Annotated in this window: 14 protein-coding genes; 5 read left to right on the top strand and 9 right to left on the bottom strand. The window is 73.2% G+C overall.

Annotated elements, in window-relative coordinates:
- The first annotated feature begins 191 nt into the window (after positions 1-191).
- Complete coding sequence (locus AB0M92_RS30655) at positions 192-5,168, top strand: NAD-glutamate dehydrogenase (protein WP_366105559.1); 4,977 nt, start codon at positions 192-194, stop codon at positions 5,166-5,168.
- 180 nt (positions 5,169-5,348) lie between these two features.
- On the opposite strand, the gene AB0M92_RS30650 is transcribed toward AB0M92_RS30655, so the two are convergent.
- Positions 5,349-6,104, bottom strand: a complete 756-nt coding sequence (locus tag AB0M92_RS30650) for an ABC transporter ATP-binding protein (protein WP_366105579.1) — start codon at positions 6,102-6,104, stop codon at positions 5,349-5,351.
- Between the two features lie 67 nt (positions 6,105-6,171).
- Positions 6,172-7,080: an ABC transporter permease gene (locus AB0M92_RS30645; RefSeq protein ID WP_366105558.1), complete on the bottom strand. Its 909-nt coding sequence runs from the start codon at positions 7,078-7,080 to the stop codon at positions 6,172-6,174.
- Positions 7,081-7,216: 136 nt separating this feature from the next.
- On the opposite strand from AB0M92_RS30645, the gene AB0M92_RS30640 reads away from it, so the two are divergent.
- On the top strand, positions 7,217-7,861 hold the full coding sequence (locus AB0M92_RS30640) for a TetR/AcrR family transcriptional regulator (protein ID WP_366105556.1): 645 nt from the start codon (positions 7,217-7,219) through the stop codon (positions 7,859-7,861).
- A gap of 14 nt (positions 7,862-7,875) precedes the next feature.
- On the opposite strand, the gene AB0M92_RS30635 is transcribed toward AB0M92_RS30640, so the two are convergent.
- From AB0M92_RS30635 to AB0M92_RS30615, 5 genes are all read right to left on the bottom strand, one after another.
- On the bottom strand, positions 7,876-10,152 hold the full coding sequence (locus AB0M92_RS30635) for a bifunctional glycosyltransferase family 2 protein/CDP-glycerol:glycerophosphate glycerophosphotransferase (protein WP_366105555.1): 2,277 nt from the start codon (positions 10,150-10,152) through the stop codon (positions 7,876-7,878).
- 109 nt (positions 10,153-10,261) lie between these two features.
- Positions 10,262-11,173, bottom strand: coding sequence for a carbohydrate ABC transporter permease (locus AB0M92_RS30630; RefSeq protein ID WP_366105554.1), 912 nt, complete (start codon positions 11,171-11,173; stop codon positions 10,262-10,264).
- Positions 11,170-12,498: a sugar ABC transporter permease gene (locus tag AB0M92_RS30625; RefSeq protein WP_366105578.1), complete on the bottom strand. Its 1,329-nt coding sequence runs from the start codon at positions 12,496-12,498 to the stop codon at positions 11,170-11,172. Before AB0M92_RS30625 ends, AB0M92_RS30630 begins: the two co-directional genes overlap by 4 nt.
- A 46-nt stretch (positions 12,499-12,544) precedes the next feature.
- On the bottom strand, positions 12,545-13,951 hold the full coding sequence (locus tag AB0M92_RS30620) for an ABC transporter substrate-binding protein (protein ID WP_366105553.1): 1,407 nt from the start codon (positions 13,949-13,951) through the stop codon (positions 12,545-12,547).
- 129 nt (positions 13,952-14,080) lie between these two features.
- Positions 14,081-17,116, bottom strand: coding sequence for an FHA domain-containing protein (locus AB0M92_RS30615; RefSeq protein ID WP_366105552.1), 3,036 nt, complete (start codon positions 17,114-17,116; stop codon positions 14,081-14,083).
- 450 nt (positions 17,117-17,566) lie between these two features.
- Here AB0M92_RS30615 and AB0M92_RS30610 point away from each other — a divergent pair, with 450 nt between their 5' ends.
- The gene (locus tag AB0M92_RS30610) at positions 17,567-19,369 is read left to right on the top strand and encodes a serine/threonine-protein kinase (RefSeq protein ID WP_366105551.1); all 1,803 of its coding nucleotides are present in this window, start codon (positions 17,567-17,569) and stop codon (positions 19,367-19,369) included.
- 149 nt (positions 19,370-19,518) lie between these two features.
- Positions 19,519-20,778, top strand: a complete 1,260-nt coding sequence (locus AB0M92_RS30605; protein ID WP_366105550.1) for a serine/threonine-protein kinase — start codon at positions 19,519-19,521, stop codon at positions 20,776-20,778.
- A gap of 81 nt (positions 20,779-20,859) precedes the next feature.
- Here the strand turns inward: AB0M92_RS30605 and AB0M92_RS30600 are convergent, their stop codons facing one another.
- Positions 20,860-21,891, bottom strand: coding sequence for a 2-oxoglutarate and iron-dependent oxygenase domain-containing protein (locus AB0M92_RS30600; protein WP_366105549.1), 1,032 nt, complete (start codon positions 21,889-21,891; stop codon positions 20,860-20,862).
- A 313-nt stretch (positions 21,892-22,204) separates the two neighbouring features.
- Between AB0M92_RS30600 and prfB the strand changes: the two genes are divergently transcribed.
- A complete protein-coding gene (gene prfB, locus AB0M92_RS30595; protein WP_366105548.1) occupies positions 22,205-23,314 on the top strand; it encodes a peptide chain release factor 2 in 1,110 nt (369 codons plus the stop codon).
- A 121-nt stretch (positions 23,315-23,435) separates the two neighbouring features.
- Here the strand turns inward: prfB and AB0M92_RS30590 are convergent, their stop codons facing one another.
- Positions 23,436-23,630, bottom strand: coding sequence for a hypothetical protein (locus AB0M92_RS30590; protein ID WP_366105547.1), 195 nt, complete (start codon positions 23,628-23,630; stop codon positions 23,436-23,438).
- Positions 23,631-23,664 lie beyond the last annotated feature (34 nt).

Raw genomic sequence — 23,664 nt, 5'->3', positions numbered from 1 at the left:
GGCGCACGACCGTGCCCGGGCCTTCGCTGATCCCTGCCGCCGGGAGCCCCAGCCGATCATGGCCAGTTCGCTCCCGGCCGGCTCTCTCCACGGCGCAGCGCCGATCCCCAGCGGTCACCCCGCATCACGGCGCCACGCCATTCCTTCCTTCACCTACGTCACGCAATGGCGCGCGACAGGAGCCAGAGGACATGCAGACCAAGCTGGACGAAGCAAAGGCCGAGCTGCTCGCGCGGGCGGCACGGGTAGCTGAGCACAGCCCGGCCGGGGGGCTACTTCCGACTGGGTCCGAGCAGGGGGAGCGTCCCGACCGGGACACCACTCTCGCCTACCTCCAGCGCTACTACCTGCACACCGCTCCAGAGGACCTCCTGGACCGGGACCCGGTCGACGTGTTCGGGGCGGCCCTCTCCCACTACCGGCTCGCCGAGACCCGGCCGCAGGGCACCGCGAACGTGCGCGTGCACACCCCGACGGTCGAGGAGAACGGGTGGACCTCCAGCCACTCCGTCGTCGAGGTCGTCACCGACGACATGCCCTTCCTCGTGGACTCCGTCACCAACGAGCTGTCCCGCCAGAGCCGCGGCATCCACGTCGTGATCCACCCCCAGGTCGTCGTCCGCCGTGACGTCACCGGCAAGCTGATCGAGATCCTCGGTCCCGACTGCGACGCGCACGGCCCCAAGACCGCGCGCCCCCACGACTCCCTCGTCGAGTCCTGGATCCACGTCGAGACCGACCGCGAGACCGACCGCGCCGACCTCAAGCAGATCACCGACGACCTGCGCCGCGTGCTGTCCGACGTCCGCGAGTCCGTCGAGGACTGGGAGAAGATGCGCGACGCCGCCCTGCGCATCGCCGACGACCTCCCGAACGAGCCGACCGCCCCCGACCTGCGCGAGTACGAGCTCGAAGAGGCCCGCGAGCTGCTGCGCTGGCTCGCCGACGACCACTTCACCTTCCTCGGCTACCGCGAGTACAACCTCGTCGACGGCGACGCCCTGGCCGCCGTGCCCGGCACCGGCCTCGGCATCCTGCGCTCCGACCCGCACCACAGCGGCCAGGAGGACGCCCACCCCGTCTCGCCGTCCTTCAACCGGCTGCCGGACGACGCCCGCGCCAAGGCCCGCGAGCACCGCCTGCTGGTGCTGACCAAGGCCAACAGCCGCGCCACCGTGCACCGCCCCTCCTACCTCGACTACGTCGGCGTCAAGAAGTTCGACGCCGAGGGCAACGTCGTCGGCGAGCGCCGCTTCCTCGGCCTGTTCTCCTCCGCCGCGTACACCGAGTCGGTGCGCCGCGTCCCGGTCATCCGCCGCAAGGTCGCCGAGGTCCTCGACGGCGCCGGCTTCTCGCCGAACAGCCACGACGGCCGCGACCTCCTCCAGATCCTGGAGACCTACCCGCGCGACGAGCTGTTCCAGACCCCGGTCGACAAGCTCCGCGAGATCGCCACCTCCGTCCTGTACCTCCAGGAGCGCCGCCGGCTGCGGCTGTACCTGCGCCAGGACGAGTACGGGCGCTACTACTCGGCGCTCGTCTACCTGCCGCGCGACCGCTACACCACCGGCGTGCGGCTGCGCCTGATCGCGATCCTCCAGGAGGAGCTCGACGGCAGCAGCGTCGACTTCACCGCGTGGAACACCGAGTCGATCCTGGCCCGCATCCACTTCGTCATCCGCGTCCCGCAGGGCAAGGACCTGCCGGTCCTGACCGACGCCGACGTCGAGCGCATCGAGGCCCGCCTCGTCGAGGCCGCCCGCTCCTGGGCCGACGGCTTCAGCGACGCCCTGGTCTCCGAGGTGGGCGAGGAGCGCGCCGCCGAGCTGCTGCGCAAGTACGGCACCTCCTTCCCCGAGGGCTACAAGGCCGACCACAAGCCGCGCGCGGCCGTGGCCGACCTGTGCCACCTGGAGCGGCTGTCCGCCAGCGACCGCGAGTTCGCGCTCTCGCTGTACGAGCCGGTCGGCGCGGGCCCCGGCGAGCGCCGGTTCAAGATCTACCGCACGGGTGAGCAGGTCTCGCTGTCCGCGGTCCTGCCCGTGCTCCAGCGCCTGGGCGTCGAGGTCACCGACGAGCGCCCGTACGAGCTGCGCTGCAGCGACCGCACGAACGCGTGGATCTACGACTTCGGCCTGCGGATGCCGCTGCCCGCCGGCAACGGCGACGCCACGCTCAGCTACCTCGGCGACGACGCCCGCGAGCGCTTCCAGGACGCCTTCGCCGCCGTCTGGCAGGGCGACGCCGAGAACGACAACTTCAACACCCTGGTGCTGTCCGCCGGGCTCACCTGGCGCCAGGCCGTGGTGCTGCGCGCGTACGCGAAGTACCTGCGCCAGGCCGGCGTGAACTTCAGCCAGGACTACATGGAGGACACCCTCCGCAACAACGTCCACACCACCCGGCTGCTGGTCTCGCTCTTCGAGGCCCGGATGTCGCCCGGCCGCCAGTCCGCCGGCACCGAGCTCATCGACGCCATGCTGGAGGAGCTGGACGGGGCACTGGACCAGGTCGCCTCGCTCGACGAGGACCGGATCCTGCGGTCCTTCCTCACCCTCATCAAGGCGACCCTGCGCACGAACTTCTTCCAGCTGAACGACGCGGGCGAGCCGCACTCCTACGTGTCGATGAAGTTCGACCCGCAGGCCATCCCGGAGCTCCCGGCGCCGCGCCCGGCGTACGAGATCTGGGTGTACTCCCCGCGCGTCGAGGGCGTCCACCTGCGCTTCGGCAAGGTCGCCCGAGGCGGCCTGCGCTGGTCCGACCGCCGGGAGGACTTCCGTACGGAGATCCTCGGCCTGGTCAAGGCGCAGATGGTCAAGAACACCGTCATCGTGCCGGTCGGCGCCAAGGGCGGCTTCGTCGCCAAGAACCTGCCGGACCCGTCGGTGGACCGCGACGCCTGGCTCGCCGAGGGCATCGCCTCGTACAAGATCTTCATCTCGGCGCTGCTCGACATCACCGACAACATGGTCGGCGGCGAGGTCGTGCCGCCCGCGGGCGTGGTCCGCCACGACGAGGACGACACCTACCTCGTCGTCGCCGCCGACAAGGGCACCGCGACCTTCTCCGACATCGCCAACGGCGTCGCCGAGGCGTACGGCTTCTGGCTGGGCGACGCGTTCGCCTCGGGCGGCTCGGCCGGCTACGACCACAAGGGCATGGGCATCACCGCCCGCGGCGCCTGGGAGTCCGTCAAGCGGCACTTCCGCGAGCTGGGCCACGACACCCAGACCGAGGACTTCACGGTCGTCGGCGTCGGAGACATGTCCGGCGACGTGTTCGGCAACGGCATGCTGCTCTCCGAGCACATCCGCCTGGTCGCCGCTTTCGACCACCGGCACATCTTCATCGACCCGACCCCGGACGCGGCGACCTCGTACGCCGAGCGCCGGCGCCTGTTCGACCTGCCGCGCTCCTCGTGGGCCGACTACAACCCGCAGCTGCTCTCCGCGGGCGGCGGTGTGCACCCGCGCAGCGCGAAGGCCATCCCGGTCAACGCGCAGATGCGCGCGGCCCTCGGCATCGAGCCGGGCGTCACCAAGATGACCCCCGCCGACCTGATGCAGACCATCCTCCAGGCCCCCGTGGACCTGGTGTGGAACGGCGGCATCGGCACGTACGTCAAGGCCTCGACCGAGACGCACACCGACGTCGGGGACAAGGCCAACGACGCCATCCGCGTCAACGGCGCGGACGTCCGGGCCAAGGTCATCGGCGAGGGCGGCAACCTGGGCCTGACCCAGCTCGGCCGCATCGAGTTCGCCCGGATCGGCGCCGGCGGCGAGGGCGGCAAGATCAACACCGACGCCATCGACAACAGTGCGGGCGTGGACACCTCCGACCACGAGGTGAACATCAAGATCCTGCTGAACGCGGTCGTCGCGGACGGGGACATGACCGTCAAGCAGCGCAACAAGCTGCTGGCGGAGATGACCGACGAGGTCGGCCACCTGGTGCTGCGCAACAACTACGCGCAGAACACCGCCCTGGCCAACGGCACCTCCCAGGCCCCCAGCCTGCTCCACGCGCAGCAGCGCTTCATGCGCCGCCTGGAGGCGGCCGGCCGGCTGGACCGGGGCATCGAGTTCCTGCCCACCGACCGGCAGATCCGCGAGCTGCTGAGCGCCGGCAAGGGGCTGACCCAGCCGGAGCTGGCCGTGCTGTTCGCCTACACCAAGATCACGGTGGCGGACGAGCTCATCGCCACCGAGCTGCCGGACGACCCGTACCTGCGCCGCCTGCTGCACGCGTACTTCCCGGGCGCCCTGCGCGCGAAGTTCCCGGAGCAGATCGACGGGCACGCGCTGCGCCGCGAGATCATCACGACGCTGCTGGTCAACGACACCGTCAACACCGGCGGTTCGACCTTCCTGCACCGTCTGCGCGAGGAGTCCGGAGCCTCCACGGAGGAGATCGTGCGGGCGCAGCTCGCGGCCCGCGAGATCTTCGGCCTGGCCGGGGTGTGGGACGCGGTCGAGTCGCTGGACAACAAGGTCGCGGCCGACGTCCAGACCCGGGTGCGGCTGCACTCGCGCCGCCTGGTCGAGCGCGGTACCCGCTGGCTGCTGAACAACCGGCCGCAGCCGCTCCAGATCACCGAGACGATCGAGCTGTTCTCCGACCGGGTCGCCCAGGTCTGGGCCGAGCTGCCCAAGCTGGTGCGCGGCGCGGACCTGGAGTGGTATCAGTCGATCATGGACGAGCTGATCGGCGAGGGCGTTCCGGAGGAGCTGGCGGCCAAGGTCGCCGGGTTCTCCTCGGCCTTCCCGACGCTCGACATCGTCGCGATCGCGGACCGCACCGGTGTCGACCCGCTGGACGTCGCCGAGGTGTACTACGACCTCGCCGACCGCCTGCAGATCACCCAGCTGATGGACCGGATCATCGAGCTGCCGCGGTCCGACCGCTGGCAGTCGATGGCCCGTGCCTCCATCCGCGAGGACCTGTTCGCGGCGCACGCGGCGCTGACCGCCGACGTGCTGGCGGTGGGCAACGGCGACTCGACTCCCGAGGACCGCTTCAAGGCCTGGGAGGACAAGAACGCGGCGATCATCAGCCGGGCGCGGACGACCCTGGACGAGATCCGGGGCTCGGACGACTTCGACCTGGCGAACCTGTCGGTCGCGATGCGCACGATGCGTTCGCTGCTGAGGGCGCACGCGTAGTCCCTGCGGGGCGGTGACGGACGAAGGGCGGCCCGGGCTTCGGCCCGGGCCGCCCTTTCGCGGCCCTTTCGCGTCCCTTTCGCGTCGGCGGTGCGCCGGCGCGACGGGAACGGGCCGGGACCTGGTGGTCCCGGCCCGTCCGTTCCCCCGTGCGTGCGCCCCTGTGCGTGCGCGCCCCCGTCAGCGGCCCGAGGTGAACCTCTCGTACGCGTCGCAGACCTCGGCGGCGGGGCCGTCCATGCGCAGCACGCCGGCCTCCAGCCAGATCGCCCGGTCGCAGGTCTCGCGGACCGTGCCGATGCCGTGGCTGACCAGGAAGACGGTGCCGGCCTGCTCGCGGAGCTCCTCGATGCGGGCCTGGCTGCGGCGCTGGAAGGCGGCGTCGCCGGTGGCGAGGGCCTCGTCGATCATGAGGACGTCGTGGTCCTTGGCGGCGGCGATGGAGAAGCGCAGCCGGGCGCCCATGCCGGAGGAGTACGTCCGCATGGGCAAGGAGATGAAGTCGCCCTTCTCGTTGATGCCGGAGAAGTCGACGATGTCCTGGTAGCGCTCGCGGATCTGCTGCTTGGACATGCCCATCGCGAGGCCGCCCAGGACGACGTTGCGCTCGCCGGTCAGGTCGTTCATGAGGGCCGCGTTCACGCCGAGGAGGGACGGCTGGCCGTGGGAGTAGATCCTGCCCCGGGCCACGGGCTGGAGGCCGGCGATCGCGGAGAGCAGGGTGGACTTGCCGGACCCGTTGGTGCCGATCAGGCCGATGGCCTCGCCCTTGTACGCGACGAAGGTGACGCCCTTGACGGCGTGGACCTCGCGCATGCCGGGGGCGGGCCCCCGGGAGAAGAGCCGGCTCAGCGCGGCGGTGGCGCCGCCCTTGCGCGCGCCCGCGCCGTTCACCTTGTAGATGACGTGGACGTCGTCGGCGATGACGGTGGGGATCCGGGTGTCGCGGGGGTCGGGGAGCGCCGCGGCCGGTGTGGTCGCGGGTGCGGGTGCGGTTTTGGTGTCAGCCACGGCCGTACTCCTCCTCAGCCTTCCAGAAGTAGATGAACCCGCCGACGCCCGCGAGCAGGGCCCAGCCGGCGGCGATCGCCCATACGTGGTGCGGCAGCGCGTGCGCGTCGAAGCCGTCGATCAGCGCGTAGCGCATCAGGTCGATGTAGACGGCCGCGGGGTTGGTCTTGAGCAGGACGGTCACCCAGTGCGCGAGGTGGTCCTTCTTGAGCATCGAGTCGATGGACCACATGACCCCGGACGAGTACATCCAGGTGCGCAGGACGAAGGGCATCAGCTGGCTGACGTCCGGGTTCTTGCTGCCGATGCGGGCCATGACCATGGCGACGCCGGCGCAGAAGACGGCCATCAGGGCCAGGGTGGGCGCGGCCAGCAGCCACCTGGGGTTCGGGGTCTGACCGAGGGCGAGCAGGAGCAGGACGAGCGCGCCCATGGTCACCAGCAGCTGCTGGAACAGCTGCACGACGGTCGACAGGGGGAGGCTGGCGCGCGGGAAGTGCAGGGCGCGGACCAGGCCGAGGTTGCTGTGGACGGCGCGGGTGGAGGCGTTGATGGAGCTGCCGATGAAGTCCCAGACGAAGACGCCGGTGATCAGGAACGGGATGTAGTCGGCCACGCCGTTGCTGGCGTCGAGGACGATCCCGAAGATGAAGTAGTAGACGGCGGCGTTGAGCAGCGGGGTCACCAGGTGCCAGACCTGGCCCAGTCTGGCCGTGCTGTACGTGGCGTGCATCCGGGCGGTGGCGTACGCGGTCACGAAGTGGCGCCGGCCCCAGAGCCGGCGCACGTAGCTCGGCAGTGAGGGGCGGGCGCCGCTGAGGGTCAGGCCGTGGGCCGCCGCCAGATCGGCGAGCGCGGCCGATGTCACCGCCGGTGCGGCGGGGTGGGTGGTCACTGTCACGGGGGTCGCTTTCGACGGGGTCGTGCGTCGGGACGGGTCCGTATCGTCGCTACGGCGAGATTAGGGCTCAGTGCGACGGAACGCAACCGTATCGTCGTGACGAGGGAGTGGCGGCGTGCGCGGCTATGCTCGGTCCATGAACTCCACGGACCCCGCCACCACCACCCCCGACTCCGCTCCCGCCGCCGCCCGCCGGGCCCCCGCCGGGGCCGCCGTCCTGCGCGAGGACGTGACGGAGGCGATCCGGGCCGCGGTGCTGGAGGAGCTGGCCGCGGTCGGGTTCTCGCGGATGTCGATCGAGGGGATCGCGCGGCGGGCCGGGGTCGGGAAGACGGCCGTGTACCGGCGCTGGAAGTCGAAGCTGCACCTGGTGCTGGACCTGGTGGGGGCCTTCGCGGTGGACGGCCTGCCGGTGCCGGCCACGGGCTCGCTGTACGGGGACGTACGGGCGCTGCTGGAGGTGATGTCACATGTGCTGCGGCACCCGGTGGCGTCGGCGGTGATCCCCGACCTGCTGGTGGAGGCGGCGCGCAATCCGGAGATCGCGGATGCCGTGCGCGGCGCGCTGCTGGAGGGGGAGCGCCGGATGGCGGAGGGGATCGTGTCGGAGGCGGTGGCCCGGGGGGAGCTGGCCGAGGGTACGGATCCGGGGCGGGCGCTCGACCTGGCGATCGGGCCGCTCTACTGGCGGCAGGTGGTGGTGCGCGACGCCGTGCCGGCGGAGTACCTGGACGACCTGGCCAGGTCGGTGGTCGCGGGGCTGACCGCCGCGTCCGGCTGACCGGGTCGCACCCCCTACGGCCAGAGGCCGGCGGTCAGGGTGGGTTCCCGGGTCAGGGACGGGGCCGCGGGGGCCGGGGTGCGCTCGTCCAGGGGAGTGATCGGCGGGGTGGGCGCCGGGTCGTTCAGGAAGACCCGGCGCACCACCCGCTCCGCCGCGTGGCCGTCGTCGTACGAGCAGAAGCGGGAGCGGAACGCCGCGCGCAGCTGCGCCGAGCGCGAGCCCTGCCAGTGGCCCGTCGTGAAGATGTCCACCAGCTCGTCCTCCGTGCGCGCGATCGCCCCCGGCGGGCAGGTCCGCAGGTCGAAGTACGTGCCGCGGGCGGCCTCGTAGGCCTCCCAGTCGTCCGCGTGGATCACGATCGGCCGGTCCAATGCCGCGTAGTCGAACATCAGCGACGAGTAGTCCGTCACCAACGCGTCCGAGGCCAGGCAGAGTTCCTCCACCGACGGGTACGCGGAGACGTCGACCAGGCGCGCGTGGCGCACCGGCTCGGCGGGCGCGTCCGCGTACGTCAGGTGCGTACGGGTCAGGACCGTGAAGCGCGGTCCCAGGTCCCGCAGCACCCGCTCGAAGTCCAGGTGTGCGGGCCGGCTGCGCCGGTAGTCGCGGTGGGTCGGCGCGTACAGGATCGCCGTCGACCCGAGCGGGATGCCCAGGCGCTCGCGCAGCGCCACCACGTCGTCCAGGGTGGCCCGGTGGAAGGCGTCGTTGCGCGGGTAGCCGTACTCCAGCGTCGTGTACGAGGACGGGACCGCCTTCTCCCACACCAGGGTGGAGTGGCGGTTCGCGGACAGCAGGTAGTCCCACTGGTCCGCGCCCCGCAGCAGCCCCGCGAAGTCCGTCGTCGGGGTGGCGGCCGGCCGGTCCTGGAGGTCCAGGCCGACCCGCTTGAGCGGGGTGCCGTGCTGGGTCTGGAGCAGGACCTGGCCCGGCCGCTTGACCAGGGCGCGCTCGAAGTTGACGTTCGTGGTGAGGTAGGTGGCCCGGGCCAGTGCCGTCCAGTACGCCGCCGAGCCCGGGCGGAGCACGGCCGTCTGCGCCGGGAGCGTCGCCGCGTGCCGCGGATCGCAGATCCACGCCGTCCGCATCCGGGGCGCGAGCTCGCGCAGCTTGGCCTCGATCGCCGCCGGATTGCACGCGTAGCCGCCGTGCCAGTACGCGGAGAAGACCGCCAGCTCCGGGCGCAGCGGCAGCAGCCGCTGGCCGCGGTAGTGCAGCCGCAGCGCGCTCTCGCGCAGGCCCCGCCCCAGCGACACCCCCGCCCGCCCCGCCGCCAGCGCGGCCGAGCGCAGCACCGACAGCGTGCGGTACGCACGGTGCACGCCGAGCCGCATCAGCAGGTGGCGGATCCGGTCCGTGCGGGACAGGGGCGGCGCAGGCGTGCCGGTGGTCCGGTGGCGGCGCAGCAGTGCGGCGGCCCGCCGGAAGAACTCGGCCCGGCAGGCGCGCGGGAGGCGGCGCGGGTCGGCGTACAGGGCGCAGAAGTGCTCGGCCATCCGCCGTTGCACCGCGGGGCGCCAGCGCTCCAGCTCGGGGCGGGCGGCGAGGTAGCCGAAGACCCGGTCGTACTGGTCGAAGATGTCCAGGTGGCGGCGGGTGGTGGTGGTCAGGATCGAGCCGGTGCGGCGCTGGCGGTAGTGGACGCAGACCCGGTCGAGGACGGCGATGGACTCGGCGGCCAGCAGGGCCGGGTAGGTCCAGGGGGTGTCCTCGTAGAGGCCGGGCGGGAACTCCAGCCCCTCGCGTTCCACGTACTCGCGGCGGTACGCCTTGTTCCAGACGACCATCAGCATGCCGAGCAGGGCCGGGCGGTCGGTGAGCCGGAAGCTGGCGGGGCCCTCCTCGGACAGCCGGTGCGCGAGGCGGTTGCGCACGAGCTCCCCGGTCCAGAAGGTGCGCGCGTAGTCGTAGACGAGGACGTCGGGGGAGCCGGTGTCCTTGAGCCGGTCGGTGACGGCCTGGAGGGCGCCGGGGGCGAGGGTGTCGTCGCCGTCGAGGAAGACCAGGTAGTCGCCGGTGGCCCGGGCCAGACCCGCGTTGCGGGCCGGGCCCAGGCCGAGGTTGTGCGCCAGGTGCACGGCGGTCACCCGGGGGTCCCGGGCCGCGTACTCGTCGATGATCGAACCGCAGGCGTCCGGGGAGGCGTCGTCGACCGCGATCAGTTCCAGATCCGGGAAGGACTGGGACAGGACCGAGTCCAGACTCTCCTGGAGGTACGCCTGAACCTTGTACGCGGGCACGATGACGCTGAACCGGGGCACGGCACATCCAGGGGTCGGCGCGGGCATGTGGCTCCCCAGCAACCCCCGCGTGGCGATCGGGTTACGCAGCGTGTGGCATTCGGGTTACCCAGCGTCAACGCCGCACGTCAACCACCTTGCACCGGTCCGCCGTGCGCTACTTGACCGCTCCCGCCATCACCCCCGTGACGAACTGCCGCTGGAAGGCGAAGAAGACGACGAGCGGGACGATCATCGACAGGAACGCACCGGGCGCCAGCACGTCGATGTTGTTGCCGAACTGCCGTACCTGCTGCTGGAGCGCGACCGTGATCGGCGGGTTCGCCGAGTCCGCGAACACCAGCGCGACCAGCATGTCGTTCCACACCCACAGGAACTGGAAGATGCCGAGCGAGGCGATCGCCGGCCCGCCCAGCGGCAGCACCACCCGGGCGAACAGCCGCAGTTCGCCCGCACCGTCGAGGCGGGCCGCCTCCAGCAGCTCGCGCGGGATCTGCGCGAAGAAGTTGCGCAGCAGGAAGACGGCGAACGGCAGCCCGAACGCGGTGTGGAACAGGACCACCCCGGCCGTGGTCTCGAACAGCCCGATGGCGCCGAAGAGTTCGGAGACCGGGATCAGCGCCACCTGTACCGGGACGACGAGCAGCCCGACCACGACCAGGAACAGCCAGTCCCGTCCCGGGAACTCCAGCCAGGCGAAGGCGTATCCGGCGAACGAGCCCAGCGCGACCACCAGCAGGGTCGCCGGGACGGCGATGGCCACGGTGCTGAGCAGCGCACTGGTGATGGTGTCGTTGGCCAGCAGCCGCTCGTAGTTGTCGGCCGTCAGCCGGGTCGGGGCGGTCAGCGCCTGCCACCAGCCGCCCTTGTTCAGGTCGGTGGGGGAGAGGAACGAGGAGATCAGCAGCCCGAGCGTGGGCATCAGCCAGAACAGCGCGGCCAGGACCAGGAACACGCGGACGGCCCCGGCCGCGGCCCCCGCGGCCAGCTTGCCGGCCCGGGCACCGGCGCGCGGAGCGGGACGGGCTCCGGCACCTGCCTTCGGGCGGGCCTGCGCGGCGGCGCTCATCGGGCCCCCTCCTTCCGCAGCCTGCGGATGTTGTAGAGCATGACCGGGAGGACCAGCACCAGCAGCAGCACCGCGATGGCGCTGCCCAGCCCCGGATCGGCATCCGTGCCGAAGGAGGTCCGGTACAGCTGGAGGGCCAGGACGTTCGCGTCGTCCTGCACCGAGCCCGGCGCGATCACGAAGACCAGGTCGAAGATCTTCATCACGTTGATGACGAGGGTGACGAGGACCACCGCCAGCACCGGCGCCAGCAGCGGCACGGTGATCCGGCGGAACACCTGCCACTCGTTCGCCCCGTCCACCCGCGCCGCCTCCAGCAGCTCCCGCGGTACGGCGGCCAGCCCGGCCGCGATCAGCACCATCGCGAACCCGGCCCACATCCACACGTACGCCCCGATCACCGCCGGGGTCACCAGCGTCGGGCCGAGCCACTCCACCCCCGCGTACGCCTCGCGGAAGTTCGACGCGGGCAGCCGCAGCACCGCCCCGTCCGCCTTCGCGGACAGGGTGAACGTGCCGTCGGCGCGGGCCGTCGCCGAGTCGACCACCCGGCCGTCCTTGACCGCCTCGACCCGGATCCCGGCCAGGCCCGATTCGGTGGGGTCGACCGCGTTGGTACGGCCGCCCCCGCCCCGGGTGAAGTCCTGCCAGACCGTCCCGGTGACCTTGCCGGGCTCGGCGGGCGCGGCCCCGGCCGTACGGGTCCCACCGGGCAGGTCCTCCGGGGCCACGCCGACCAGCGGGAGCAGCACCGGCACCCCGGCCCGTACGGGATCACGGGTCGTGAAGCCGCCCGCGCCGGCCCCCGCGGCCGGGACCAGCGGGGAGTCGCGGCCCGGGCGGGCCTTCGGGAAGGCCGAGGACTCCGCGAAGGTGTCGTGCACCCCGACCCAGACCGCGTTGGCGATGCCCCGGTGGGGGTCGTGGTCGTACACGAGCCGGAAGATGATGCCCGCCGCCAGCATCGAGATGGCCATCGGCATGAACACGAGCAGCTTGAAGGCCGTTCCCCAGCGCACGCGTTCGGTCAGCACCGCGAAGATCAGCCCGAGGGCGGTGGCGGTGGTCGGGGCCAGCACCACCCACAGCGCCGTGTTCCCCAGGGCCGTGCGGATCGTGTCGTCGTGCAGGATCTCGCCGTAGTTGGCGCCGCCCACGAAGGTGTCGCCGGAGCGGTCGAAGAAGCTGCGGTAGAGGGAGTAGCCGATCGGGTGCACGACGAGCGCGCCGAGCAGCACCAGGGCGGGCAGGAGGAACGCCGCCGCGACGAGGCGGCGGCGCCGGGTCTCCGCGGACCGAGCGGACCGAGCGGGCGTGGCCGGTATGGCCCCCGCGGGCGTGGCGGCCTTGGCGGCCTTGGCGGTCACCGGATCAGTTCCCGTAGGCCTTGGCCGCGTCCGCCTCCAGTCTGGCCTGCGTGCCCGTCACGTCCGACGGGTTCGCCAGGAAGTCCTGGAGCGCCTTCCACTCGCCGGCCCCCGGGGTCCCGCCGAACGCCGCCGGGGCCTGGTCGGACATGTCGAAGCGGAAGTCGTCGCCCGCCGCGATCAGGGCCTTGGCGATGTCCCGCTGGATGGGGTTCGGATAGGCGCCCGGGTTCACCGCCTTGTTCGCCGAGATGAACCCGCCCTCGCGGGCCTGGATCTCGCCCGCGTCCGGGGAAGCCAAGAACGTCAGCAGCGCCTGCGCGCCCTTCGACGGCTTCAGCGCGACCGCCACGTCACCGCCCGAGATCACGGGCGGCTTGGCGCCGACCGCCGGGAAGTTGAAGACGAGGGCGTCCTCGCCGACCTTCGCCGCCGTCTGCGCGATGTTCACGGCCACGAAGTCGCCCTCGAACACCATCGCGCCCGCGGGGCGGTCGCCCCCGGTGAAGGTCTGCGTCACCGACTTCGGGAACTCGGTGGCCAGTGCCCCGCTCGCCCCGCCCGCCAGGAAGTCCTTGCGCCCGAACAGCTCGCCGAGCGTGGTCAGCGCCTGCTTGACGCTGTCGTCCGTCCACTTGATCTCGTGCTTGGCCAGCTGGTCGTACTTCTGCGGACCCGCCTGGGAGAGGTAGACGTTCTCGAACCAGTCGGTGAGCGTCCAGCCGTCCGCACCCGCCACCGAGACGGCCGGGGTGCCGGAAGCGGAGAGCGTGTCGGCCGCCTCCACCAGCTCCTTCCAGGTCTTGGGGGGCTCCACGCCCGCCGCCTTGAAGGCCTTCGCGTTGTACCAGATCAGCGACTTGTTGGCGGCCTTGTAGTACACGCCGTACTGGGTGCCGTCGACCGCGCCCAGCTTCTTCCAGCCGTCCGCGTAGTTCGCGTCGAGCTGCGCCTTGGCCTCGGGGCCGACCGGCTGGGCCCACTTGTTCTGCACGGCCGCGGTCAGGGCACCGACCTGCGGGAGCAGCGCCACGTCCGGCGGCTGGCCGCCCGCGATCTTCGTACCGAGGAAGGTGACGATCGGGTCCTGGGCCGGGACGAAGGTGACCGTGGCACCGGTCCGCTTCTCGAACTCCTTCAGCACCTTCGTGAAGTTCGCCTGCTCCGGACCCGTCCAGACGGCCGCGACCTCCAGCTTCTCGCCGTCCAGCCGAGGTAACGCGACCGGCGGCCTCGCCTCCGGGGACGATTGCGCGCCCTGCGGCGGGTCGGACTTCCCGTCCCCGTCCCCGCAGGCGCCGAGCGTCAGCGCGCCCACGGCCGCGAGGGCCGTCCAGGCGACCGCGCGGCTCCCTCTCCGGCCGCCGGTACGGCTGCGGTCCTTCGTCCGGCCCGTTCCCTGCCTTCGCATGGCTCTGCCCCCGATGCCCGTGGTGTGCCCGTGGTGTGACCTGTCGTGTGACTCGCCCCACAAGGTCTACGCCGAGCCGCGTACCCCCGCAATACCGCGTCGAACCGCGCCGGGGGCTTGGGGACGGGCTCAGGGTGCGGGCGGGAACAGCACGGGTATCGCCGAGACCAGGTGCGAGGCCCGGTCCAGGGCGCTCGCCAGCAGTGCCAGGTCGGTGGGGCCGTTGCCCAGCTCGCGCACGGGCCGGCGGGCCGGCGGATCGCCCATCCGCTCCCACTCCACCGGGACCACCGTCGGCCGCTGCGTCGCCGTCCGCGGGATCCGGCCGGTCACCCGGCCGCCCTGGAACGGGACCGTCCGCCCGTCGGGGCAGCGCAGCCGGCCGCGGCCGGGGCCCGGCTGGTCGGGGGCGTCCAGATCGACCCTCAGCGGGTTCGTACGCGCCAGCTCGGTGTCGGCCGTACGGTCGGGGCGGGCGCTGGTGGCCACCAGGTGCACCCCGAGCCGGCCGCCGTCGCGGGCCACCGCGTCCAGCGCCCGTACGACGGACCCGGCGGCGGGGCGGCCCGTGCTGCCGAGCCCCGGCGCGACCAGCGCGTCGAAGTCGTCCACCAGCACCACCAGCCTGGGCAGGGGGCTCGGGCCGGCCGGGTCGGTGCGCACGGCGGAGGCGCGCAGCCGGAGCGTGCCGGTGCGCTGGGGTTCGAGGTCGCCGAGCAGCTCGCCGGGGCTGGGCTGGCGGGGCGCGACCATCCGGTCGCAGACCTCCCGCCGGGCGTGCCACTCGGCGAAGGCGGCGCCGTCCAGGAGCTCGGCCCGCCGTTTCAGCTCGGCCCCGAGGGCCTGGGCGAACTCCCGCATGCGCAGCGGGTCGGAGGCCACGAGGTGCGCGCACACGTGCGGCAGCTCGGTGCAGGGCTGGAGCCCGTCGCCGCGCTCGCCGCCGGCCCCGTCGAGGAGCAGCAGCCCGAGCCGGTCGGGGCGGGCGGCCGCGGAGAGGGAGGCGGCCACCGAGCGCAGCAGCTCCGTACGGCCGCTGCCCGCGGGCCCCTCGATGAGCAGGTGCGGGCCGTCCTGGACCAGCTCGGCGCCGACCGGGCCGCGCCGACCGCTGCCGAGCACGAGCTCGGCGCGGCCGCCGACGCCCTGCCCCTGGTCGGTGGCGGCGGCCCAGCGGGCCATCAGGGAGGCCGGGGTGGCCCGCGCCAGCCCCAGCTCGTCCAGGAGGCGGGCGGTGTTCGGGAGCGCGGCGGCGACGGCCGGGCGGGGCCCGGAGGGGGAGGGTTCGGCGCGCAGCGGGGCCAGGGAGCGGGCGAAGCGCTCGGCCCAGGCGGCCGAGACGGCGTCGGCGGTGGCGGTGGTACCGGACGCGGACGGCTCGCCGCCGGTCACCGTGAACGTCCGTACGGTGGTGGCCACATCGCCGCTGAGCAGCGCGGCCGCGCCACAGGTCCGGAAGGCGGGGCCGCTCGCGCAGGCGGCCTCGTACGTCTCGGCGAGCGGGGAGGCGGGTGTGGCGGCCGGGGTCTCGGCGAGCACGAGGAGGTGGATCCCGGCGGCCGGGCCGTGCGCGGCGAGCCGGCCGGTGATGTCGCGCAGCGCGGCGGCGCCGGGATCGCCGTCGACGACGAGGAGCGTGTACGGGCCGTGGTGGGCGTCGCCGGGGGCGCTCTCGCCGAGGGGGCTCTCGTCGAGGCGGCGGGTCAGCTCGGCGGTGCGGGCGCCGGCCTGGTCTCGGTCGTACGCGAGGAGCAGGCGGCAGTCCTGGCCGTGCGCGGGCCGTACGTGCGGCAGCCAGCCGAGCCAGCCCCAGTCGGCGCGCCGCTCGGGGAGGGCGCGGGTGCGGTCGGCGGCGAGGAGCACGATCTCCAGCTCGCCGGGCCCGTGCAGGGCGGCGAGCTGGGCGATCACGGAGCGGGCGACGCCGGTCAGCCGGGCGCGGGGCCCGGCGATGCCGAGTGCGCCGACCTCCTGGAACGCGATCCGGCTCCCCGCCCCGAGCCCGACGTCCAGCCGCCCCCGGCCACGGGACCACAGCCGCCGGGTGGGCCCCAGCGCGGCGAGCAGCAGCGTGGCGGGATCGTCGGCATCGGGCGCGGCGGCCGTGACGGCTTCGGCGGCGACGCCCGGGTACCCCGGGTCCTCTTCGCCCCGGACCCACTTGCGGGCCCAGGCCCCGAGCCCGCGCTTGCGCGGCCGCTGTCCGGCTGCGTCGATGCCCTCGCGGGAGCCGGCGGCGCCGTACTCCGCTCCGGCCCGGCCCGTACCGGGCGCACCGATGTGCAGGCCGGCGCCCGATCCGACCCCGGAGGCCGCGCCGCTCCACCCGGCCCCGTTGGTGTCGGAGTCGGGGTACGGCCGGTGCCCGTCGGGGTCGGGGGCAGAATCCCCGTGCCGGGACGGGGCGGGGTGGGGGGAGGGGCCCTGCGGGCCGCCGGGCCCGCCGGCCGCGCCGGGCTCGCCGTGGCGGCCGGTGAGGGAGCCGGGCGTGCCCTCCCGCGGGCCGCCCCGGGCGGCCGGGAGGGACAGGTGGCCTTCCAGGTCCGGGACCAGGGGGAGGGGGGCCGGGGCGTCGGTGGCCAGGCGGAGCGTCGATTCGCCGATGCGCAGCAGCGCCCCGGGCGCCAGCGCCACCGGCTGCGCGCCCACCGGCGCGCCGTCCACCGTCGTACCGTTCGTCGAGTTCAGGTCGGCCACGGCCACCCGGCCGTCCGGCATCACCGTCACCGCGCAGTGCAGCCGCGACACGTCCGGATCGTCCAGCGGCACGTCGGCGTCCGCCGAGCGCCCGATCCGGATCGCCCCGGGGTGCAGCAGGTGCACCCCGCCCGCGTCCGGCCCCGCCACCACGTGCAGCTGCGCGTCCGTCCCGGCGGGCAGGACGTGCCCGTCGGGCAGGACGCCCGGCACCGGCGCGTGCAGCCCCAGCACCGCCCCGTCCACCAGCGGAGGCTCCCCGAGCACCCGCCGCTGGAGGTCGAGCCGCTCCGTACCGGCGTACAGCACGACCGTGCCGCCGGTGTCGGGCCCGCCGACGGTCGCCGCGAGCCCGGAGGCCACGGCGGCGAGCGCGGTGCCCACGGGCGCGGTGACGAGCACGTCACAGCCGGCGGGCGCGGTCTGGTGGCCGCTGCGCGACCCAAGGACGGTCAGCCGGATCTGCATCGCCGTCAGCGGTCCCTTCTGCGCGGTGCGCGGTGCGTGCGCCCGGCAGGGGTGCGACGGGGCATGGCCGCCCCGATCAACCCCCCACCCGGCACGGCGCGTCGTCCGGTCAGGTCTGCCCGGAACGCGGGCTCCCGTCCCGGCCGTTCCGTACGGGTGCATCCTCGCACCTGTCGCTGACAACACGCCCGGCACCCGGCAATAAATGATCTTGAATGATCACGGCCCTGCGCGTGTCGCGTACACGCCCGGGCGGGTACTCCGGCCGAAAAGTGGAACATGGCCGGGGAAAATCGCCCCCGGCATACCCCTCAAACCTCACCCTTCGTACAAATGTGCGGCAACCAACCTCCGGCGCCCCGCGTCTTCCCCGACGACACCCCCTAGAGTGGGCCGGAAAAACGCACCACGAAACGAACCACAGCAGGACGACAGCAGGGAGCGCGAGACGTGCGGCCAGTCGGCAGCAAGTACCTGCTCGTAGAGCCGCTCGGACGCGGCGCCACGGGCACCGTCTGGCGTGCCAGCCAGCGGGAGACGGCCGGCGCGGAGGCCGCCGTCGCCGGGCAGCCCGGCGAGACCGTGGCCATCAAGGTCCTCAAAGAGGAGCTGGCCCAGGACGCGGACATCGTCATGCGCTTCCTGCGCGAGCGCTCGGTCCTGCTGCGCCTGACGCACCCCAACATCGTGCGCACCCGCGACCTCGTCGTCGAGGGCGACCTGCTCGCCCTGGTCATGGACCTGATCGACGGTCCTGACCTGCACAAGTACATCCGGCAGAACGGCCCCTTCACGCCGGTCGCCGCGAGCCTGCTGACCGCCCAGATCGCGGACGCGCTCGCCGCCAGCCACGCCGACGGGGTGGTCCACCGCGACCTGAAGCCCGCCAACGTCCTGCTCGACGAGCGCGGCGGCCAGATGAAGCCGATGCTGACCGACTTCGGCATCGCCCGCCTCGCCGACTCCCCGGGCCTGACGCGCACGCACGAGTTCGTCGGCACGCCCGCGTACGTCGCCCCCGAGTCCGCCGAGGGGCGTCCGCAGACCTCCGCCGTCGACGTCTACGGCGCCGGCATCCTGCTCTACGAACTGGTCACCGGACGCCCTCCGTTCGCGGGGGGCAGCGCCCTCGAAGTCCTCCACCGCCACCTCAGCGAGGACCCGCAGCGGCCGCCGAACGTGCCCGAGCCGCTCTGGATCGTCATCGAGCGCTGCCTGCGCAAGGAGCCGAACGAGCGGCCCAGTGCGGAGAACCTGGCCCGCGGCCTGCGCGTGGTCGCCTCCGGCATCGGCGTGCACAGCGCCCCCGCCGAGGTGGAGGCCGCCCTCGGCGTCGGCGCGCTGCTCGCGCCCGACCCCTCGCCGGCGCCGGTCCCCGAGACGCCGGGCGTGGGCGGCGGCGCCGATCCGACCCAGGTGCTGCCCGGCCGCGTCGGCGCCGCCTCGCCGATGGGCGCGTACGACCCGAACGGCATGACCAGCGTGCTCCCGCCGGTCGGCGCGGCCGACGCCACCTCCGTGCTGCCCAGCACGGGCGGTCCCGGTGGCCAGGGCGGCCCGGGCGCGGACCCGACCTCCGTCATGCCCCCGGTGCAGCAGCCGGACCAGCCGCACCCGTGGCAGTCGCAGATGCAGGCCGCGCGCGACCGCAACGAGCAGACGCAGATGCAGTACCTCGACCCGAGCGAGGACCCGCTGCGCCGGCGTCCGCAGCGACAGGCGCCCCCGCCGCCGCAGCAGCGGCCCCAGCAGCCGCCGCAGTACCGTCAGGGCCCGCCGCCTCAGCAGTACCAGCAGCAGCCGCAGTACCAGCAGCCTCCGCAGCAGCCGTACTACCAGCAGCAGCCGCCGCCTCAGCAGTACCAGCAGCCGCAGCAGGCTCCGTACCAGCAGCAGCCTCAGCAGCAGCCCCAGCGGCAGGCCCCGCAGCGGCAGGCCCCCCAGCGGCAGCAGCCCCCGCAGCAGCAGCCCCCGCAGGCCCCGCCGCAGCGCCGGGAGCCGCGCGAGCCGCGCCCGCGCAGCGCCAACCCGATCAAGATCCCGGGCCTGGGCTGCCTCAAGGGCTGCCTGGTCATGATCCTGCTGTTCGTGGTGGCCGGCTGGCTGGTCTGGGAGCTCACCCCGCTCCAGGAGTGGGTCGGCACCGGCAAGGGCTGGTTCGACCAGCTGTGGACCTGGGGCTCCGACGTCGTCGACTGGGTCACCGCCATCGGCGACTCCACGGGCGGCGGCTCGGGCGGCGGAACGCCCTGAACCGGGCGCCCGCAGTGCTGGGTTGTTGATTTGTCGACTTCTGGGACGTGATTTCGCCCCCAGAAGTGAAGGTCGCCGTGTTCCGGGGCGTTCAACCCCCATCCGGCCGCGTAGCTTTGGTGCGTACGCCAGCCGCTGAGGGAGCAGTCGTGGCACGGAAGATCGGCAGCCGGTACACCGCGCACCAGATCCTGGGGCGCGGCAGCGCGGGCACGGTGTGGCTGGGCGAGGGGCCGGACGGGCCCGTCGCCGTCAAACTGCTGCGCGAGGACCTCGCGTCCGACCAGGAGCTGGTCGGACGATTCGTCCAAGAGCGCAGCGCGCTGCTCGGCCTGGACCATCCGCACGTCGTGTCCGTCCGCGACCTCGTCGTGGACGGCAACGACCTGGCCCTGGTCATGGACCTCGTACGCGGTACGGACCTGCGCACGCGCCTGGACCGGGAGCGCCGGCTCGCCCCCGAGGCGGCCGTGGCGATCGTCGCGGACGTCGCGGACGCGCTGGCGGCGGCGCACGCCGCGGGGGTCGTGCACCGGGACGTGAAGCCGGAGAACGTCCTGCTGGACATGCAGGGGCCGCTGGGGCCCGGCGGCTCGCACCCCGCGCTGCTCACCGACTTCGGCGTGGCCAAGCTGATCGATTCGCCGCGGCGGGCCCCGTCCGGGGTACCGGGCGCACGCGCCTCGGCGACGACGACGCGGATCATCGGCACCCCGGACTACCTGGCCCCCGAGATCGTGGAGGGCCTGCCGCCGCGGGCCGCGGTGGACATATACGCGCTGGCGACGGTGCTGTACGAGCTGCTGGCGGGGTTCACCCCGTTCGGCGGGGGGCACCCGGGCGCGGTCCTGCGCCGGCACGTGACGGAGACGGTGGTTCCGCTCCCCGGCATCCCCGACGAGCTGTGGCAGCTGATCGTGCAGTGCCTGGCGAAGGCGCCGGCCTCCCGGCTGCGGGCCTCGGAACTCTCGCTCCGCCTGCGGGAGCTGCTCCCCCTCCTGGCCGGGATGCCGCCGCTGGACGTGGACGAGCCGGACGAACCGGAGCCCGAGCAGTCGTCGGCGGAGCCGGTCCAGGAGACCGAGTCCCCTCGTCGGCGGGGCGTGGTCCCGCTGGTGCCGGGCTCCGCGACCGACTCGAACCGGGACACCCACACCTCGATGCGGGTGCCGGGGCCGGACGAGCTGGCCGGGGGCGCGCTGGGCACGGCCCGGGTCCCGCGCCCCGCGGGCGGCCACCGTCCCGGCTCGGCCCGCCACCGCGCGGAGACGGCCCGCAAGCGGCGCCTCGCGCTGACGGCGGGGGCCGTGGCGCTGGCCGCGGCGCTGGGCGTCGGCACGTGGCTGGCCACCTCCGGGGACGAGCCCCCGCCCCAGGACACCAAGCACTCCACCCCGGCCAAGCCGTAGCCGTAGCCGTGCCGTGGGTCGTGGCCGCAGCCGTGGCCGGGCGCGGGAGCGGCCCCCCGCACCCGCGCACCCCGGCCGGGACTACGCCTCCACGAGCTCCGGGTGCCAGCGCCGGGCCACCGCCGGGTGGGCCCGGGTCCAGCCCTTCAGCTCGTTGCGGCCGTACTCCGCGTGCAGCGGGTTCGAGGCGTCGTGCGCGACACCCGGCGCCGACCGCAGGTACTCGCCCGGCACCGTCTCGATCACGGCGTCCAATCGCGGGTTGTAGAAGAACGGCACGGAGTACCGCTCCACCGCCCCCGGCGGGCTGACCACCCGGTGGTCCGTGGCCACCAGGTACCCCTCCGTCGCGATCTCCAGCAGCTCGCCCAGGTTGACCACGAACGCCCCCGGCATCGGGGGGATGTCCACGAAGCCGCCGTCCCGGACGACCTGGAGCCCGCCCACCCCGTCCTGCAGGAGCAGCGTCAGGAACCCGTAGTCCTTGTGCGCCCCGACCCCCTGGCCGGCGCCCGACGGGGCCGATCCCGGGTAGCGGATCAGCTTCGTGTGCAGGTGCGGCCGGTCCGCGAACGCCGCGTCGAAGAAGTCGGACGGAGCCCCGATCGAGGTCAGCAGCTCCCGCAGCAGCCGGTGGGCCACCGCCGCCAGCCGCGCCTGCCACTCCAGCACCACCGGCCGCAGCTCCGGCAGGGCCTGCGGCCACTGGTTCGGGCCCTCCAGCCACAGGTACGCCGGGTCGTCCGGCCCCAGGGCGGGCGCCGGCCGCTCGGCGCCGACGTCCAGCTGGTCGCGCCAGTCGGACGCGCCGCCGGTCAGCTCGTGGCCGATGCGGGTGTACCCGCGGAAGTGGGGCGAGTTCAGATTGCTCACCGCGAGCCGGTCGGCCTCCGGCAGGGCGAAGAAGGCCCTGGTCAGCTCCAGCACGCGGGCGGTCTCGGCCTCGGTGATCCCGTGCCCGGTGAGGTACAGGAAGCCCGTGTCCCGGGCCACGGCGTGCAGCTTCTTCAGGAAGTCGGCCCGCTGGGCCGGGTCGTCGGCCTGGGACAGGTCGATGACGGGAAGCGCCGGAACTGCGGAATCGGCGGGAAGGTCGGTGTGCGCGGACGGCATGACGGCTCCGTTTCGGATGTCACGGGGTCCTGTTCCCCAGAGGTGTCGGGGCAGCGGATGGGGAGGGCCGCCGGCAGGGGTGGCGCCGGAGCCGCTTGGGCCGCGTACAGGACCAAGTCGGATCGGGGTGGATCAGGCTTGGGGAAGGTCCGGCGGCAGACAGCTCGTCGTCGTGACACGCATGTGGTCCACATGGCGGCGCTTGACGAGGAGCAGAGTCATACCGTGAGCGTACGCCCGTTCCCCCGCTCATCAGAACGGGTGATCCGGCCTGCCCGGACGGTGCCGCCCGCGGACCGGCTACGCTGGACCCGTGGCAGTCGTCGATGTTTCCGAAGAGCTGAAGTCCCTCTCCTCGACCATGGGGTCGATCGAGGCCGTCCTGGACCTCGACAAGCTGAGGGCAGAAATCGCCGTGCTTGAGGAGCAGGCCGCCGCGCCGTCCCTGTGGGACGACCCGGAGGCCGCTCAGAAGATCACGAGCAAGCTGTCGCACCTCCAGGCCGAGGTCCGCAAGACCGAGACCCTGCGCGGTCGCATCGACGACCTCGCGGTGCTGTTCGACCTCGCCCAGGAGATGGACGACGCGGAAACCCTCGCGGAGGCGGAGACCGAGCTGGTCTCCGTGCGCAAGGCGCTGGACGAGATGGAGGTCCGCACCCTGCTCTCCGGCGAATACGCCGAGCGCGAGGCGCTGGTCAACATCCGCGCCGAGGCCGGCGGCGTCGACGCCTCCGACTTCGCCGAGCGCCTGCAGCGCATGTACCTGCGCTGGGCCGAGCGCCACGGCTACCCCACCGAGATCTACGAGACCTCGTACGCGGAAGAGGCCGGCATCAAGTCGACCACCTTCGTCGTCAAGGCCCCGTACGCCTACGGCACCCTCTCGGTCGAGCAGGGCACCCACCGGCTCGTGCGCATCTCGCCCTTCGACAACCAGGGCCGCCGCCAGACGTCCTTCGCGGGCGTCGAGGTGCTGCCGGTCGTCGAGACCAGCGACCACGTCGAGATCGACGAGACCGAGCTGCGCGTCGACGTGTACCGCGCCTCCGGCCCCGGCGGCCAGGGCGTCAACACGACCGACTCGGCGGTGCGCATCACGCACCTGCCGACCGGCATCGTCGTCTCCTGCCAGAACGAGCGCTCGCAGATCCAGAACAAGGCCAGCGCCATGAACGTCCTCCAGGCCAAGCTGCTGGAGCGGCGCCGCCAGGAGGAGCAGGCCAGGATGGACGCCCTCAAGGACGGCGGCAGCTCCTGGGGCAACCAGATGCGCTCCTACGTCCTGCACCCGTACCAGATGGTCAAGGACCTGCGGACGGAGTTCGAGGTCGGCAACCCGCAGGCGGTGCTCGACGGCGAGATCGACGGCTTCCTGGAGGCCGGCATCCGCTGGCGCAAGCAGCAGGAGCAGACCGCGTAAGCGCTGGTACGCGCCACGCACCATGCACGGCGAAGGGCCCGGACACCTTGGGTGTCCGGGCCCTTCGCCATCTCTGTCTCTGAATGTCTGCCGGCGTCGATGATCGGGACGCGACGGGGAGCTACGCCGTCTGCTGGGCCAGGAGGGCCACGGCCGCCACGAGGACCACCAGGAGCACGATGAGCGCCAGGGGGTTCAGGCCGCCGAAGGGGCCTTCCTGCTGCTGGAGGCGCTCCCGGTTCGCCCGGCACACCGGGCAGCGGCCCTGGCTGACGGGCGCGGCGCAGTTCGCGCACACGAGCCGGTCATACGTCATGCGCTCTCCTCCTCTCGTCCCCTTGAACAACGAA

It is taken from the genome of Streptomyces sp. NPDC051582 (assembly GCF_040681715.1).
Classification (GTDB): Bacteria; Actinomycetota; Actinomycetes; order Streptomycetales; family Streptomycetaceae; genus Streptomyces.
The sequence above is the reverse complement of the archived record's forward strand: the minus strand, read 5'-3'. Positions and strand labels throughout refer to the sequence as shown.

Coding starts and splice junctions, on each gene's coding strand:
- AB0M92_RS30655 (WP_366105559.1), top strand. CDS start 192: ATGCAGACCAAGCTGGACGAAGCAAAGGCCGAGCTGCTCGCGCGGGCG.
- AB0M92_RS30640 (WP_366105556.1), top strand. CDS start 7,217: ATGAACTCCACGGACCCCGCCACCACCACCCCCGACTCCGCTCCCGCC.
- AB0M92_RS30635 (WP_366105555.1), bottom strand. CDS start 10,152: ATGCCCGCGCCGACCCCTGGATGTGCCGTGCCCCGGTTCAGCGTCATC.
- AB0M92_RS30630 (WP_366105554.1), bottom strand. CDS start 11,173: ATGAGCGCCGCCGCGCAGGCCCGCCCGAAGGCAGGTGCCGGAGCCCGT.
- AB0M92_RS30620 (WP_366105553.1), bottom strand. CDS start 13,951: ATGCGAAGGCAGGGAACGGGCCGGACGAAGGACCGCAGCCGTACCGGC.
- AB0M92_RS30615 (WP_366105552.1), bottom strand. CDS start 17,116: ATGCAGATCCGGCTGACCGTCCTTGGGTCGCGCAGCGGCCACCAGACC.
- AB0M92_RS30600 (WP_366105549.1), bottom strand. CDS start 21,891: ATGCCGTCCGCGCACACCGACCTTCCCGCCGATTCCGCAGTTCCGGCG.
- AB0M92_RS30590 (WP_366105547.1), bottom strand. CDS start 23,630: ATGACGTATGACCGGCTCGTGTGCGCGAACTGCGCCGCGCCCGTCAGC.